Annotated in this window: 15 protein-coding genes; 6 read left to right on the top strand and 9 right to left on the bottom strand. The window is 31.2% G+C overall.

Annotated features, from left to right (window positions below):
- Window positions 1–65: 65 nt before the first annotated feature.
- The 4 genes from Q0873_RS04165 to Q0873_RS04150 form a co-directional block, all read right to left on the bottom strand.
- Window positions 66–2,285: a nitric-oxide reductase large subunit gene (locus tag Q0873_RS04165; protein WP_299104568.1), complete on the bottom strand. Its 2,220-nt coding sequence runs from the start codon at window positions 2,283–2,285 to the stop codon at window positions 66–68.
- Between the two features lie 2 nt (window positions 2,286–2,287).
- Entirely contained in the window at window positions 2,288–3,010 is a 723-nt protein-coding gene (gene ric / locus Q0873_RS04160; protein ID WP_299104567.1) for an iron-sulfur cluster repair di-iron protein, read from the bottom strand.
- Window positions 2,997–3,449, bottom strand: coding sequence for a hypothetical protein (locus tag Q0873_RS04155; RefSeq protein ID WP_299104566.1), 453 nt, complete (start codon window positions 3,447–3,449; stop codon window positions 2,997–2,999). The genes ric and Q0873_RS04155 overlap by 14 nt, the downstream gene beginning before the upstream one ends.
- 102 nt (window positions 3,450–3,551) lie before the next feature.
- Window positions 3,552–3,992 (bottom strand): Rrf2 family transcriptional regulator, encoded by a 441-nt coding sequence (locus tag Q0873_RS04150; RefSeq protein ID WP_299104565.1) that lies wholly within the window; start codon window positions 3,990–3,992, stop codon window positions 3,552–3,554.
- 116 nt (window positions 3,993–4,108) lie between these two features.
- Here Q0873_RS04150 and Q0873_RS04145 point away from each other — a divergent pair, with 116 nt between their 5' ends.
- Window positions 4,109–5,236 carry a methionine aminotransferase gene (locus tag Q0873_RS04145; protein WP_299104564.1) on the top strand — a complete coding sequence of 376 codons (1,128 nt, stop codon included), beginning with the start codon at window positions 4,109–4,111 and terminating at the stop codon, window positions 5,234–5,236.
- 416 nt (window positions 5,237–5,652) lie between these two features.
- On the opposite strand, the gene Q0873_RS04140 is transcribed toward Q0873_RS04145, so the two are convergent.
- Genes Q0873_RS04140 through Q0873_RS04120 form a run of 5 tightly spaced genes read right to left on the bottom strand, consistent with a single transcriptional unit; the run spans window position 5,653 to window position 9,990 of the window.
- Window positions 5,653–6,564: a metallophosphatase gene (locus Q0873_RS04140; protein WP_299104563.1), complete on the bottom strand. Its 912-nt coding sequence runs from the start codon at window positions 6,562–6,564 to the stop codon at window positions 5,653–5,655.
- Window positions 6,564–7,310: a 5'-nucleotidase gene (locus tag Q0873_RS04135; protein WP_299104562.1), complete on the bottom strand. Its 747-nt coding sequence runs from the start codon at window positions 7,308–7,310 to the stop codon at window positions 6,564–6,566. Before Q0873_RS04135 ends, Q0873_RS04140 begins: the two co-directional genes overlap by 1 nt.
- 21 nt (window positions 7,311–7,331) lie before the next feature.
- A complete protein-coding gene (locus Q0873_RS04130) occupies window positions 7,332–9,011 on the bottom strand; it encodes an alkaline phosphatase PhoX (protein WP_299104560.1) in 1,680 nt (559 codons plus the stop codon).
- Window positions 9,012–9,013: 2 nt separating this feature from the next.
- Complete coding sequence (locus tag Q0873_RS04125; RefSeq protein WP_299104559.1) at window positions 9,014–9,511, bottom strand: hypothetical protein; 498 nt, start codon at window positions 9,509–9,511, stop codon at window positions 9,014–9,016.
- A complete protein-coding gene (locus Q0873_RS04120) occupies window positions 9,511–9,990 on the bottom strand; it encodes a hypothetical protein (RefSeq protein WP_299104557.1) in 480 nt (159 codons plus the stop codon). The genes Q0873_RS04125 and Q0873_RS04120 overlap by 1 nt, the downstream gene beginning before the upstream one ends.
- Before the next feature lie 363 nt (window positions 9,991–10,353).
- Between Q0873_RS04120 and Q0873_RS04115 the strand changes: the two genes are divergently transcribed.
- The 5 genes from Q0873_RS04115 to Q0873_RS04095 all read left to right on the top strand — a co-directional run bounded on the left by Q0873_RS04115 (window position 10,354) and on the right by Q0873_RS04095 (window position 14,806).
- On the top strand, window positions 10,354–10,776 hold the full coding sequence (locus Q0873_RS04115; protein ID WP_299104556.1) for an ABA4-like family protein: 423 nt from the start codon (window positions 10,354–10,356) through the stop codon (window positions 10,774–10,776).
- Window positions 10,773–11,573, top strand: a complete 801-nt coding sequence (locus Q0873_RS04110; protein ID WP_299104555.1) for a hypothetical protein — start codon at window positions 10,773–10,775, stop codon at window positions 11,571–11,573. The genes Q0873_RS04115 and Q0873_RS04110 overlap by 4 nt, the downstream gene beginning before the upstream one ends.
- Window positions 11,574–11,576: 3 nt before the next feature.
- Window positions 11,577–12,671 carry a histidine kinase gene (locus Q0873_RS04105; RefSeq protein WP_299104554.1) on the top strand — a complete coding sequence of 365 codons (1,095 nt, stop codon included), beginning with the start codon at window positions 11,577–11,579 and terminating at the stop codon, window positions 12,669–12,671.
- On the top strand, window positions 12,652–13,407 hold the full coding sequence (locus tag Q0873_RS04100) for a LytTR family DNA-binding domain-containing protein (protein ID WP_299104553.1): 756 nt from the start codon (window positions 12,652–12,654) through the stop codon (window positions 13,405–13,407). The genes Q0873_RS04105 and Q0873_RS04100 overlap by 20 nt, the downstream gene beginning before the upstream one ends.
- A gap of 112 nt (window positions 13,408–13,519) precedes the next feature.
- Window positions 13,520–14,806 carry an amidohydrolase gene (locus Q0873_RS04095; protein WP_299104552.1) on the top strand — a complete coding sequence of 429 codons (1,287 nt, stop codon included), beginning with the start codon at window positions 13,520–13,522 and terminating at the stop codon, window positions 14,804–14,806.
- The last annotated feature ends 27 nt before the right edge of the window (window positions 14,807–14,833 follow it).

The following is a 14,833-nucleotide window of genomic DNA, read 5'->3' as shown; positions in this document are numbered from 1 at the left end:
TTTCTAATACTATTTAAAACAAAAGATGTTTACATTTTAGTAAACACCTTTTGCTATAGTTTTAGTTATTTCTTAGATCTCATTAAAGGTATTGTTTCCTTTATAACAAACCAACAGAAATAACCTATACCTACTGAGAATACGATATCTCCTACAATACGCATCCATTTTATAGTTTGCACAGTTGGTGTATATAATAATTCAGCATCTCGAGCATAAGAATATCCCTTGGTAATAGAGGTATATGCCTGAATAATACCTAAGGGTAACAAGCTTAAAACAACCATTAATATAAGTCCGATATTGAGTAACCAAAATGCATTTTTAATAAGTTTTTCGTTCCAAGTTCTTTTAGAATATAATCTTAAACATGTAATAATGAATCCCATTCCAAGCATACCATATACGCCAAATAAAGCGGTATGTGCATGTACTGACGTAGTATTAAGTCCTTGAATATAATACAAAGCAATAGGAGGATTTATTAAGAATCCAAATACTCCAGCTCCAATCATATTCCAAAAAGCTACAGCCATAAAAAAGAAGATAGGCCATTTATAACGCTTGATCCAGTCATTTTCTTTTAATAGGTTCCAATTCTCTCTTATTTCAAAGCCCATTAAGGTAAGAGGAACCACTTCTAAAGCACTAAAAGTAGCACCTAAAGCTATTGCCTGAACAGGAGTCCCAGAATAATACAAATGATGCAAAGTACCAATAATTCCACCTGCAAGAAATATTGTAGCCGAAGCTATAGAGGTTTTTCCGGCAGTTTTAACAGAAACTATTTTCATTCTTGAAAACAAATAGGCGATGGTAACGGTTGCAAATACTTCAAAAAATCCTTCTACCCATAAATGTACTAACCACCATCTCCAATAATTGATTACTGGTAAACTGCTATTTTCACCATACATTAATCCAGAGAAAAAGAACATTCCAATTGCAATTACGGCAATTAACAAAATGGTTAGTAAATGTTTCGAATCATCTTTTTTCTTGATTCCATATAAAATATGTCTTCCAACCATAAACATCCATAGGATAAGACCAATAGCCAAGAATATTTGCCAAAATCTACCTAAATCCATGTATTCATATCCTTGATGACCAAAGAAGAAGTTAGTTGATAGTTCTAAGAACTGATGAACTCCAAGCCATTCTCCTAACATAGAACCTAATACGATAATTAAAGCAGCTACGAATAAGAAATTGATTCCGAAGATTTGATACTTCATTTCTTTACCACTTATCATTGGAGCCAAGAATAATCCCGTAGCTAACCATGTTACCGCAATCCAGAAGACAGCCAATTGTGTGTGCCATGTTCTTGTAATAGAATAGGGTAGGTATTGGGATAATTCGAAACCAAAAAATGCTTGTCCTTCAACGGTATAGTGTACCGTTATAATACCCAATACAACTTGTAAAGCAATTAATAAAGAAACCACAAAAAAGTACTTTAAAACGGCTTTTTGAGATTTAAATAACGGCATTTTTAATAAAGGATCGGTACTCGGACTTGTAATTGCTTCTCCTTTTTCATGATTTCTGATGTAATAATACGTAAGAATACCAATAAATAAGAGTAAAAGAATAATTGAAAACCCAGACCAAATTTGTGAATCTGGAGTAATGGTATTATTAATTAAAGGTTCATGTGGCCAATTAGAAGTATAGGTATAATCTTGATTAGGTCTTTCGGTACTGGCGGCCCATGAAGTCCAAAACAAAAAAGCACTCAATTGAGATAGCTTAGTTGGATCGGTTAAAGCTCCTTTTTGAATGGCATATTTTTCATGTCCATTAGCAAAAATATTGCTATAATATGTACTGTTATTTTGTATGGCTTCTAATCTATCTTTTGAAATTGTAATGGTTTTATTAGAAGGATTAAAAGTGTTGGTTCTTATTTCTTTGACTAACCTAGCTTTTAAAGCTCCTTGTTTTTCAACATCCAATAGTTTAAATGAGGTATTAAAATCTTTTTGTGCCCAAAAATCTAGTAGATATTCTGCTTCTCTATGTATCCAGTCTGCAGACCAGTCTGGGGCAACATAACTTCCGTGTCCCCAAATAGATCCAACTTCCATACCTCCAATAGATTCCCATACATTTTGTCCTATTTGTATGTCTGATTTACTAAATACTATGTCATTAGTTCCTTTGATTACTACTTTATCAGGAATGGGAGGTTGTGTTTGATATATTTCTGTTCCTACCCAAATAAGAGCAATAAAAGATGATACGACTACTAGGATAAATATTGTCCAAATTTTTTTCATTATTACTTGTTTAGTTTGTTTTCTAACGTGATTGCTTTTTTAAATAAAATGTTGTTTTCTATGTGAATATGCTTGTGTAAATCATCTTCAAACTCTTTTAGAAGTATAAAGGCTATTTTATAAGTATTACAAGCGTCTTTTGGAGCTTCATAATTATTGGTCAATTCAGAAATTCTTCGAAAACGTTCTCCTTCATTATCATGTTCAGAATGCATCATGTTAATTGGATTTTCAATAGAACCAAAAGGAGGAGTTTCAAGCTTTTCTTTGTTTCTAAATGCCTTGGCTATTTTTTTAATATGAGGAAAGAGAATAAGTTCTTCTTTCTTCATATGCATTGCCAAATCTCCTACCGCTTCTTTAAAAAGTTCAATAACTTCAAAGAGTTCGGGGTGATTTTTTCCATGGACCTTGCATAATTTTTCTAAGTAAGCAATAATTTCAGGCCCTCTTTGTTCGACATATAAATGGTGATTCTGATAAATGTAATCGCTTAAAAAGTCTAAGTCCCAATTTTGATAGTTTTGAGAAGCAATGGTATTAATTTCTATGAAAGAGATTTCTTGAATTAGCTTTGCAACAGAAACATTCTTTTTAGTTGCCACTTCGTTAAGTGTTCGCTCTCCATTACAGCAAAAATCAATGCCGTATTTTTTGAAAACAGTTGCTGTATCATAATTCTCTGCAACTATTTCTGAGATTAAAGTGTTGTTATTTATGTTCATATCTATTTAAAATTTGAATTCCGATAAGTATTAATGCTGTGATTTTAATTACTTCCAATATCACATACCATAAGTGATCATAGCTTTTGGTAATTGGAAAACCTTGTTGTATTGATAGTATCCTTTTATCTAAGGCAGGTAATAAATAGCAACTCTGGAATAAGAGTATGCTATAGGGAAGTAGCATTCTTTTTAATAGGTTAATCTTAATATTGTTTTTAGTTAATACTAGTGTTATAAGAATACCAATTGCTAGGGTTAGCTCTACTTTGTTTAAAGCGTTAAAGACTAAGCTACCAATAGATAAGCCAATTTTTAGAGTAACACCTTCAGCTTGAAATTTTAGCCAAGCTTCCATAAAGCTAATGGCTCCTATAAAGCCTATCCAGATAAATATGGTAAAGACTAGTATGATGTAAGTTTTTCTCGATGTAATCATTTGTAAAAGGGATGTTTTTGTCTTTTATTATAACGGATGTTTTTGTCTTTTATGTTTGTGAAATTAAAGAGGAACTAATTCCTCTTATTTAAAATGGGTTATTTATCTTTTTAATTGAAGTATTTTGTCTTCACCAGTTTCGGATTTTAATAAATCATACACGGTTGTGGTTTCTAACATAGACTTAAGGCTGCTTCTAATGTCAATAAATTTATCATGAATAGGACAGGGGTTTTTAGCATTGCACTCTTTTAATCCGAGTCCGCAGCCAGTATATATTTTGTCTCCGTCTATGATTTCAACAATCTGGCTAAGTTTTATAGTTTTGGTTTTCTCCTCATAAATTAAGAATCCACCATATGGTCCTTTGATGGAGTCTATGATATTATTCTTAGTTAGTTTTTGTAATATTTTTCCTGTAAATGCTTCAGGTGAATTCGTAGCACTTGCAATTTCCTTGACACTGGTTTTATTTCCCAGTGAAGTTTGCTTAGCTACATAGATTACAGCCCGCATTCCATATTCACATGATTTTGAAAACATATTCAAATTTTTTACAAAGGTATAGTAATCTTATAAAAGATAAAAATATCTTTTATAAGATTTTTTATAATTTTATTCATCAATGTACTATTTTCGTGTAAACCCATTTTAATCTAATGTCAAAATTACCTAATACTACTGCAAGTATATTTTCTGTGATGTCGCAATTAGCCAATGAGCACAATGCGATTAATTTATCTCAAGGCTTTCCGAATTTTCCAGTTGACAAGCGTTTACTTGAAATTTCTGAACGATTATTAACAGAAAACATTCACCAGTATACACCTATGACTGGTTTACCTTCTTTATTAGAAAAAATAGCTTTACTTACAAAGAAAAATTATGATAGAATCATAAATACTAACAATGAGTTATTAGTCACTTCTGGAGCGACTCAAGGAATTTATACGGCTATCAATGCGCTAGTAAACATGGGAGATGAAGTAATTATTTTAGATCCTAGTTATGATAGTTATGAACCGTCAGTTCTGGTAGCAGGAGGGAAGCCAATTCGAATTTCTTTAAATGATGATTATTCTCCTAATTTTAATAGGGTAGAAGATGCTATTACTGCTAAAACTAAATTAATAATTATTAATAATCCGCATAATCCAACGGGTAAAGTATGGGATGAACAAGATTTTGAAGCTTTAGAAACTCTTTTAGAAAAACATACGCATGTATTGTTATTAAGTGATGAAGTATATGAGTACATTTCATTTAAACACGCGCATATTTCTATAAATACACGCCCTAAGCTCCTGAATAGAGCTATTATAGCTTCATCTTTTGGAAAATCGTTGCATGTAACAGGTTGGAAAGTAGGTTATTTAATAGCACCTGAGCCTTTGATGAAAGAGATCAAAAAAATTCATCAGTTTTTGGTATTTAGTGTGAATAGTACAGCACAACATATAATTGCTGAATATCTTGATATTGTAGATTTTAATGAGATTTCAACAATGTATGCTAAAAAGAGATCATTATTTCAAGAAGCTATCAAGAAGAGTCGATTTGAGATATTACCTTCAGAAGGAACCTACTTTCAAGTAGTTAATTATTCAGAAATAAGTGATAAAAATGATGTGGAGTTTGCTAAGGAATTGATTAAAAACCATGGAGTCGCAGCAATTCCTATATCTGTTTTTTATAAAGACGCAATAGATAAAAAAATGCTACGATTTTGTTTTGCGAAGACAGATGATACACTTTTAAATGCGGCTCATAAACTTGTGAAGATTTAGAGTGATATTTAAGAAAATACTATTGCATGAAACATTTATGTTAAAGACAATGTAAAGAAGGTAACTTATTGATAACAAGTAATTAGTCGTTTTAAGAAGTTAAAATGCGAACTGTTTAATGTGTTTTAAAATTTCTTTGACAAAATAAATGATGCTAATCGTTTGACTCAAAGTGTTTTATCGTTTTGGTTTGCGATTTTTGCAGAATATTTTGTTTGCTCATTTCCAATATTTTATGTAATTTTAGAGCAATTAGTTTTAGTCCTGGGGGGCTGAGCGAATTAATCCTAGTGCAGGTTCTTGTAACCTGTGCTTCTTTTTTATACAGGTTTCGTTTTTCCAATAATTTTAATAACAGTAGCATTTGCAATTTTTGCAATAAGTTAAGGTCATTGTCAATTTTTTAAATTGTATGCTTAAACTAAAATGGTAGTACCAGAAGAAGATTTATTGTTTAAATTATCAAAATAAAAATCTACTCTACCAATGTTAACTCCGTAAGCTCCTACTTGATTAACTAGCATATTTTTTCCTTCAATATTTTTTACAATAGTGGGTTTTGGTAAAAAAGTATGTGTATGTCCTCCTATAATTAGGTCAATGTTTTTTGTTGCTTTCGCTAAATTTAAATCAGAAATTTTATCAGGATTGTTCTTATAATAATATCCTAAATGAGATAAACATATAATTAAATCGCACTTTTGTGTATCTTTTAACTCGGTAGTAATATCTTGAGTAATTTCTATAGGGTCTAGGTATGCAGTTTCTTTATACATCTTTTTACTTACCAAGCCTTCAAGTTCTACTCCTAAGCCAAAAATTCCAATTTTAACACCATCTTTAACTATAATTTTATATGGTTTAACGTGGGTATCAAGTACTGTATTTTTGAAATCGTAGTTTGCAGAAACAAAATCAAATTTGGCATTAGGTAGTTGTTTGTATAGGCCATCAATAGAGTTGTCAAAATCATGATTTCCAATAGTGGCTACATCATATTTTAGCATGCTCATTAATTTAAACTCCAATGCTCCTCCAAAAAAATTGAAATAGGGGGTACCTTGGAAAATATCACCGGCATCAAGCAATAATGTATTTGGATTTTCTCTTCTAATTTGGTCTATTAAAGAAGCACGTCTAGCTACACCACCTTTATTAGCGTATCTATTGTGGTTTTCATCAAAAGGTTCAATATGACTATGTGTATCATTGGTGTGTAATATGGTAATATGACGTCGGTTATTTCCAATGAATGAAGGTAATGTTAGTCCTGCTGCCACTAACACAGAGGCGCCACCAATTTGCTTTATAAAATTTCTTCTTTTCATTACTTAATAATTACACGGTTATCAACGCTTGCTTGTAGAGTATCTGTTTTTTTTAAATGATCAATTAGTGCATCTCTAATTTTATAGTCTAACTTAACCAATTCTTTAGGGTTTTTGAAAAACAACATATTATCTCCTCCAGTCTGTAAATAGTCGGAAGTAAGTACGTTGTAAGATTTGTTTTTATCAAAATCTTCACCATTAATTTTTAAGGTATACTGTTTACCAGTAATTTGTAACTCTACATTCTTAGAAAGAGGATGTGCTCTTTTATGGTCAATAAAAAATTGAACTAGTTCGTTTATTTTTTCACCTGTAAGTGTTACAACTACAAATTCATTTTCAAAGGGCATCAATTTAAATGCTCGTTCTACTGTAACTTTTCCTCGTGGAATAGTAGCTCGTATGCCTCCATGATTAAAAAGTACAAAATCAATAGAGTTACCTGTTTTCTCTTTATAGAGAGGATTGGTTAAGTCAAAGCATATATCTGCCATTAAATTCCCTAAAGAACTTTGTCCTGGTACTTCATTTTTAAGAAAATCTTTTGGAGCATATGTCAATATTTCTTGCATTTCTACTTCTAGTTTTTCTTTATAAGGAGTAATAACACTATCTATTTTATTAGATGAAGCCAAGGTACTATCTATAGTGATTGTTTTGGCTGTTATTTTTTCAAGTTGATTTGGTGCTTTTTTACAAGAAACTACTGCCAGCAATAAGCAAAGTACGTATGAAAATTTCATCTAATTTTTTTAAGTATTTGGTTATAACGATGCTAATTTACTCATATTATTTAGTTTTTCAATTAAATCTCCTTGTACAGCTACAACGGCAGATTTTGGAATTCCATCGGTATCAAAGGGCCAAGAGCTGGTAGGATTTTTTAGGTCACTGGTTTGTTCTCCTGGGTGTTGAACACTAAGGAATAAAGTTTTTCCATCTGGAGAAAACCAAGGGCCAGTAAGCTCAGCATCTGTAGGTGCAGAAGCTACTCGAATTACTTTTCCAGCATCCTTTCCATATCTTGGTATCACGAACAAACTATTGTTTTTAAAAGGTATATAAGGTTTGTTAGGATTGTTCATAGAACTTCCAGACATATCTGACGTCATCCAAAGGTTTCCAGATAAATCAAAAGCTAAATTATCTGGGCAAGAAAATCCGTTCTCTTCACCACCTGCTAAATAAGTAGAAGCTTTAAAAGTTAAAGCGTCAAATTGACCGTTCTCTTCTTCAATTTTTAAAATAGATCCATGATAATCTTTTTTGGGTTTATTATTGGTTAAGGTTACCAAAATATTACCCGTAATAGGATCAATTTCAATGTCTTCAGGACGATTCAATTCAGTAGCACCAAGTAATTTAGATGCTTCTCTAGCTCTTATAAGTACTTCTGTTTGATTTATAAAGTGTTTCTGTAAAATAGGTTGTGTTTTCCAGTCTAGGCTTAACCATTTTCCATTAATTGTATCCGCTACATATAAGGTACCTTCTTTTAATGATTGTGGTTTAGAAGAAATAAATTTGTACAAATGTTCACTATTTCTATCATCTCCTGTATAAGCAACAACACGTTTGTCTTCTAATTCATATAAAGTACAGCATTCATGAGCAAACCTTCCTAAAGCAATATGTTTTTGGGCGCTTCCATCTTTTGGATCTATTTCTACTACCCAACCATAATGTTCTGGAGGATAATTGTAAAAATGCTCCCAATGATAATTACTAGGTTTGTGTATAGGTTCGTTATTTTTATTATAAACCGTTTCTCCGAATTGATTGTCATAATTCTCTTCGCAGGTTAAAAAGGTTTTCCAAGGTGTAATACCTCCAGAACAATTACTATTAGTTCCTATAGCAATGTTCTTACCTTTAATTGGAGTATCCCAATTGAGTCGGATTGGAGTTTGGGCAGTAATCCGTCTATTATAAGGATCATTCTTTACAATTTCCCATCTACCATTTACCTCTCTAATTCGTACAATAGTTCCTCCAACATTATACATTTCTTTATCTACTTGCTCAATAGTTCTATGTTCTAAAGGATTTTTATAGGTTCGATAATCAAAATCAGAAACAAATAACGGATTTACATATTCATGATTTACCCATAACAAACCGTCTTTAGGATTGCTATCATCTAAAGGAATAAAGCAGGTAAAATCATTATTAAAACCAAAAGTATCTGTATCACTAATTTGATCTCCCCATTTTAAAATTACATGATAGTCTAAGCCTTCTGTAAGAATTAAATCATCTTTGTTTGAAGGAATCAAATTCTTTAACGTAACTTTTCTTAATCGTTCTAAAGCTTTTTTTGAAATGTTATCTGAAATAAGTGGAGTAGTAGTACTTCCACAGCTTGTTAAAAAAGGAGGAATAGTTAAAATTCCTACGCTTGCTTTTCCTAAAAAGGAAATGAATTTTCTTCTGTTATATTCCATATTTAGTTTAAGGAATGTTTCTCTAAACAAGTCAGATTCGAATACACGTTTTTAAAACTATTTTCGAATCGATCATATATTTTCCCGTTAATCTTTACTGAATGAAAGGGAAAGTTAGCCAATCTAAGTTGAAGCTCTTTTATTTTATTGTTAAGAAAATATGAAAGTATCGCATCTCTACGATTGTCACCATTCCAAATTAATTCAGAATGTCTTCGTTGTCTACCTATTTTCTTGTAAAACCGATTTAAACCGTTTATTTTATAAAAAAATTGCCCTTCCAATGCATCCAAAAATATTGGATTATCATTGGAAAGGACAACACTAATCTCCCTGATGCTATGTTCAAGCATCAACGCTTTTAAGCTTTCTACTGTTTTATCATCTAGGCTCAATGAATTCCCAAGTGACGTATAAAAGTAGTTTTGATGTTTAAAAGCGTCATTAACACGGGTTTCTAAACAATCGGTTGGACATAGAAGATAAAGTACTGAATACATTAAGCCACAATGTCTGGATTTGTATACGGAAATGATGAATGGTGTACATCGATTTTTAATTGGTTATCAACAAGTTTGTATCCAAAAGTGTATTCAACTTTAGCTTCGTTTCCTTCTAAGTCTGTAAAAAAGTAATTACCCATGGCAATAGCTCTATCTTCTTCTAGAATAAAGCCTGTATTTTCAAAGCGTACTTTTGTCCATGGTTGTATAGCAAAACCTTTGTCTTCTTCGCAAGTTCTATTTTCTCCTGCTATAAAGTAAGAAAGAGCTTCTGCTTTTGTAGGTCTAAATTGCTCTAGTTCACATTTAGTTGGTTTAAACAAAACCGTACTCTGCCCGAAATTATAACGCTCGTCAAGAAAACTATTGGTATAGGCTTCACATTCAACTAAATTCTCTTTTAGTGAACCTATTTTAACTACCCCGTTGCCCCAATTTTCTTGAGCTTCTAATACTTGTGCTTTTGTAATCATCATTTTGTGGTTATATATTATTAAGTCGGTTTATGCGATGCTAGAGCAATTTTAACATTTAAATCTAATTAATATCAAATCACGCTAATGCAACCTAGTTGCAAATATATAAGTTTATTTCATTATTGCAACATAGTTGCGTTTAATAAAATGTTAATTATAGCATAGTCCCATTTATTCTAATAAAAAGCTTCACCTTTTAAGACCATTTATAACCACAACTTGTTAAAAAAATGTGCATTACCAATTAAAATTACAATTCAAAAACCTTAAACGACGATTCAAAGGAATGTAATTTAAAATACTCTAAAAGCAGCACATATTTGAATCTGAATTCAAATAATAACAATCTTAAATACTAATAAAATGAGTCCTAAAGAAATGTTTTCAATAGCAGGTATGTTGGTAATGCCTATGTGGATTTTAATGATGTTTTTGCCTAAATGGAAGGGTACCCAAGTATTAATTAAATTCAAAATTATTCCAATACTACTCTCTCTTGTTTATACGATATATATATACCAAGCCCTACAAATAGGGGGCATGGTGGACTTTGGAAGTTTAGCGTCCGTAAAGGAATTATTCACAGAGGACAATGCTGTTTTAGCGGGGTGGGTGCACTATTTAGCTTTTGACCTTCTGATAGGTATGTGGATGCTAGAGGAAAATTCCAAACTCAATATTCATCAATTTTTATTAATCCCTTGCTTGTTTGCAACCTTCATGTTTGGCCCTCTTGGATATTTACTTTTTACAATTCTTAAAACTATAAAAAAAGGAAAGATATGAACTATTTAAGACAACTATTGCGTACCGTCAAAAGTGAAAGTCCAATACTTTATGGAATTGTAAAGGTTCATGTCATTTTTACCATTATATCAATAATAGGGTTAATTATGGACGAAAGAACTCTATTGGGAGTTAATGTTTGGATAAAACCCTTAAAATTTTCAATTTCTGGAGTTATTTATATTCTAACTGTTGGTTTTCTGATAACCTTATACCCATATTCAAAAAAGAAAAAAAATATTATAAATGCTATTGTTTCTTGGACAATGCTTATAGAAATAGGAATTATACTTTGTCAAGGAGCAAGAGGTGTACAATCCCATTATAATACATCCACTCCTTTAGATGGTATATTATATGCATCTATGGGAATTTTAGTGGCTATTAATGTGTTGATCATGTTGCTTTTTGTTATTGATACTATTCGATTAAAACTAAAGGTTAAAAAATCAATGCAATTGGCCATTTTATTAGGATGGGTTATATTAGTAATAGGAAGCTGGATTGGTGGACAAATGATTAAACAATTGTCTCATAACGTTGGTGTAGTAGATGGTGGGGCTGGACTACCTTTGGTAAACTGGAGTACAATTGGTGGTGACTTGAGAATAGGACATTTCTTTGGGTTGCATGGCTTACAAATAATTCCGTTATTCGCATTATGGGTATCACATAAGTGGAAAATAAGTAATAGAAATCAAGTTATTTCGGTAGTGATTTTCGGCTTAGTATATGCTTCATGGATTGGTTTTATCTTTTATCAAGCGAAACAAGGTATCCCGCTAATACGCTTATAATTTATGGCATTATTTAATAAAAAGAAACGCATACAATATTTGGGCTTTAATGATATCTGGTTTACTATAATAGGTATCCTTTTTATAAGTATCATAACCAATTACTTATTCAATAACCCTTTTGAAAGAGCAAGTTTAGACTTAGTTTTTATAGGTTGGTTTGCAGCGTTCTTTTCAACCGTATGTGATTGGCTAATTATAAGGGGAATTCTAATCTTTTTAAGGAAAAAATATCCCGATTTTAAAGATGATTTAAAGCGTATAGTTTTTCTTTTCTTTGCTATTCTTACTGTGATATTTTTTGTCGATTATGTTGTAGGGCCTTTATTGGCAAAGTTGTTTACATTTTTTGGATATCCTTCCTCTCATAGGGTAATTTTTAAAATTCTTTTACCAGTTATCTTAATTGTTATTATGATTATGGCTATTTATGAAGCTATTTACTATTATGGGAGATTGAAAAAATCAATTAGAGAAGAAGAGCAGGCAAAACAGGTAATGGTATTGGCGCAGTTGGATACACTTCGAAATCAGGCGCAGCCCCATTTTTTATTCAATAGCTTAAATACCTTACGCGATATTATTGACCAAGATACTAAAGAAGACGCCAAAGGTTTTGTAGACAATTTATCAGATGTTTATAGGTTTATTCTAGAATCAGGAAATACCAATTTAATTTCTATAGAAAAAGAACTAAAGTTTGTCAATGCATATGTTTATATTCAATCGGAAAGGTTTGGAGAAAACTTAAAAATAAATTGGAAGCTACCAGAAGAGAAGAAGGCCTTCTTGATTGTACCAATGAGTTTACAACTTTTAATTGAGAATGCCATAAAGCACAATGTTGTTTCTAGGACGAAACCCTTAGTTATAAATATTGAAATAAAAGATGATTATTTGGTTGTAAGCAATAAGATTCAACCTAAATCAACAAAAACCCCATCAACTAAAATTGGATTAAAGAATATTGAGAAACGATATAAATTGATATCGAATAAATTGCCAGTTATTAATGAGAATGAAGATGAGTTTATTGTTTCTTTACCTTTATTAAAATTATTAGATCAAAACAAAAACTATGAAAATATTAATCATTGAAGATGAACCAAGGGCAGCAAATCAGCTACAAAGACTTCTTAATAAAACCGATTATGAATTCCAAATACTAGAAGTCATTGATACTATTGAAGATGCTGTATATTGGTTCAAAACTAATGAAACTCCAGATTTGATATTTATGGATATTCAATTGGCAGATGGGTTAAGCTTTGAAATTTTTCAGAAAACTGAAGTTTCAGCACCAATAATATTTACCACAGCTTTTGATCAGTATGCCATACAAGCCTTTAAAGTAAATAGTGTTGATTATTTGCTCAAACCAATTCAACAGAGTGAATTAGACACTGCGCTTAATAAATTTACAAAATCCACAAAATCAACCACCATTGAACCGTTAATCTTAAAAGAGCTGTTAACGAGCATGCAAGCTCCTCAAAAACGTTCTGGTATATTGGTAAAAGAAGGAAGTGGATTTGTTCAAATTAGAATTTCTGAATTACTGTATATCTACTCTCAAGATAGTATAACATTTGGAATTACACTTCAGAATAAGCGATATATCATAGATGAAACGATTGATCAATTATTCAATTCATTAGACGATACAAAGTTTTATAAAATTAATAGGGGGCAAATAATTTCAAAAGTTTCTATTCAAAGAATTGATCCTTATTTTAATCACAGAGTTGTTTTATCCATTGCAAATTCAAGGGATCAAGAGTTTATTGTAAGTAGGCAAAAAACGAGTGATTTTAAAGATTGGATGAATCGCTAAGTTATTTGTTACATTTCAAGTACTAAAAACTACGTTTCAACAAAAACCACTATTCTAAACTTTAGAATAAGGTAATATTTGTGATATAATTTAAACCAAAAAAAATTATATTATGAAGTTAAAGTTTACAATATTAAGTCTTTTGTTTATTGCTAGTGTAATAAAAGCACAAACAAGTAACGATAAAAATACTTACCAAGAAATAGTAGCACAAACAGATGAAATTTTTGATCGTTTAGTAGAAGTTAGACGAGATCTGCATGTGCATCCTGAAATATCTAAACAAGAAAAGAAAACTTCTCAGAAAATTGCTAACTATCTTAAAAATATAGGCTTAGAGGTAAAAACGAATATTGGAGGATATGGAGTAGTTGGAATCTTAAAAGGAGGGAAGCAGGGTAAAAAAATAGCATGGAGAGCAGATATGGATGCTATCAAAACAACAGAACCAGATGTGGTAAGTTTTCCTTCGAAAAACAAAGGTGTAAGACATATTTGTGGGCATGACGTACATACAACAATAGCTCTAGGACTAGCCACTATTTTAGCACGTCAAAAGCATAACTTAAAAGGAACTGTGTACTTTATTTTTCAACCTGCTGAAGAAACATTTACTGGGGCAAAAGATATGATCAAAAATGGTCTTTTTGAAATAATCCAGCCCGATGAGATTTATGGTCTGCATATTGGTCCTGAAAAATCAGGGGTAATTAGTTATAAGGCGAACGAATTGTTTGCATATCAAAAAACACTTAAGGCAACATTTAAACCAACCAGGAACGAAAAGGAATTAGCTTCTTTTATGAATACCCTATTAAAAGGTTTTGATCGCAATCCTATTAAAGGAACACCATGGGAAACTATTCATAATATTTCTGATCCTGAAAAAGGAATCGCCAATAAAGAAACTATATATAAAGATTACTTTTTTAGAAGCGGAGCAAAATTTTATAAAGCGCAAAATACGTTAGTATATACAGCTAGTTTTTTCGAGACAGATAGAGAGAATATGCTTAGTATTCCCTTAAAAATAAAACAACAAATTGTTCAATCTAAATTTAAAGATTTATTAATTTCAGTTGCATATTTACCAGATAATTCAGGTACTCCAATAAATAATCCTAAGCTAACTGAAATTGCTAAACAAACTATTGAAGGTTTTTATAACAAGGAAATGCTTCAACCGTTATACGGACAGGTACCATACTTTGGAGAAGACTTTATTTATTATCAGCAAAAAGTACCTGGAGTTTTCTTCTTTTTAGGTGGCTCGAATAAAGAAAAAGGAATAAAATCCATGCCTCATACTCCTAATTTTGCTGTAGATGAGAATACTATAAAATATGGAGTACAATCGTTTTCTATGTTCATTTTAAAACGAGTAAATAATACAATTTAAATATTACACAGTTATCATTTATATCAT

Source organism: uncultured Tenacibaculum sp., from assembly GCF_947498805.1.
Lineage (GTDB): Bacteria > Bacteroidota > Bacteroidia > Flavobacteriales > Flavobacteriaceae > Polaribacter.
Note: the sequence above shows the minus strand (reverse complement) of the source record. Positions and strands in the feature narration are given on the sequence as shown.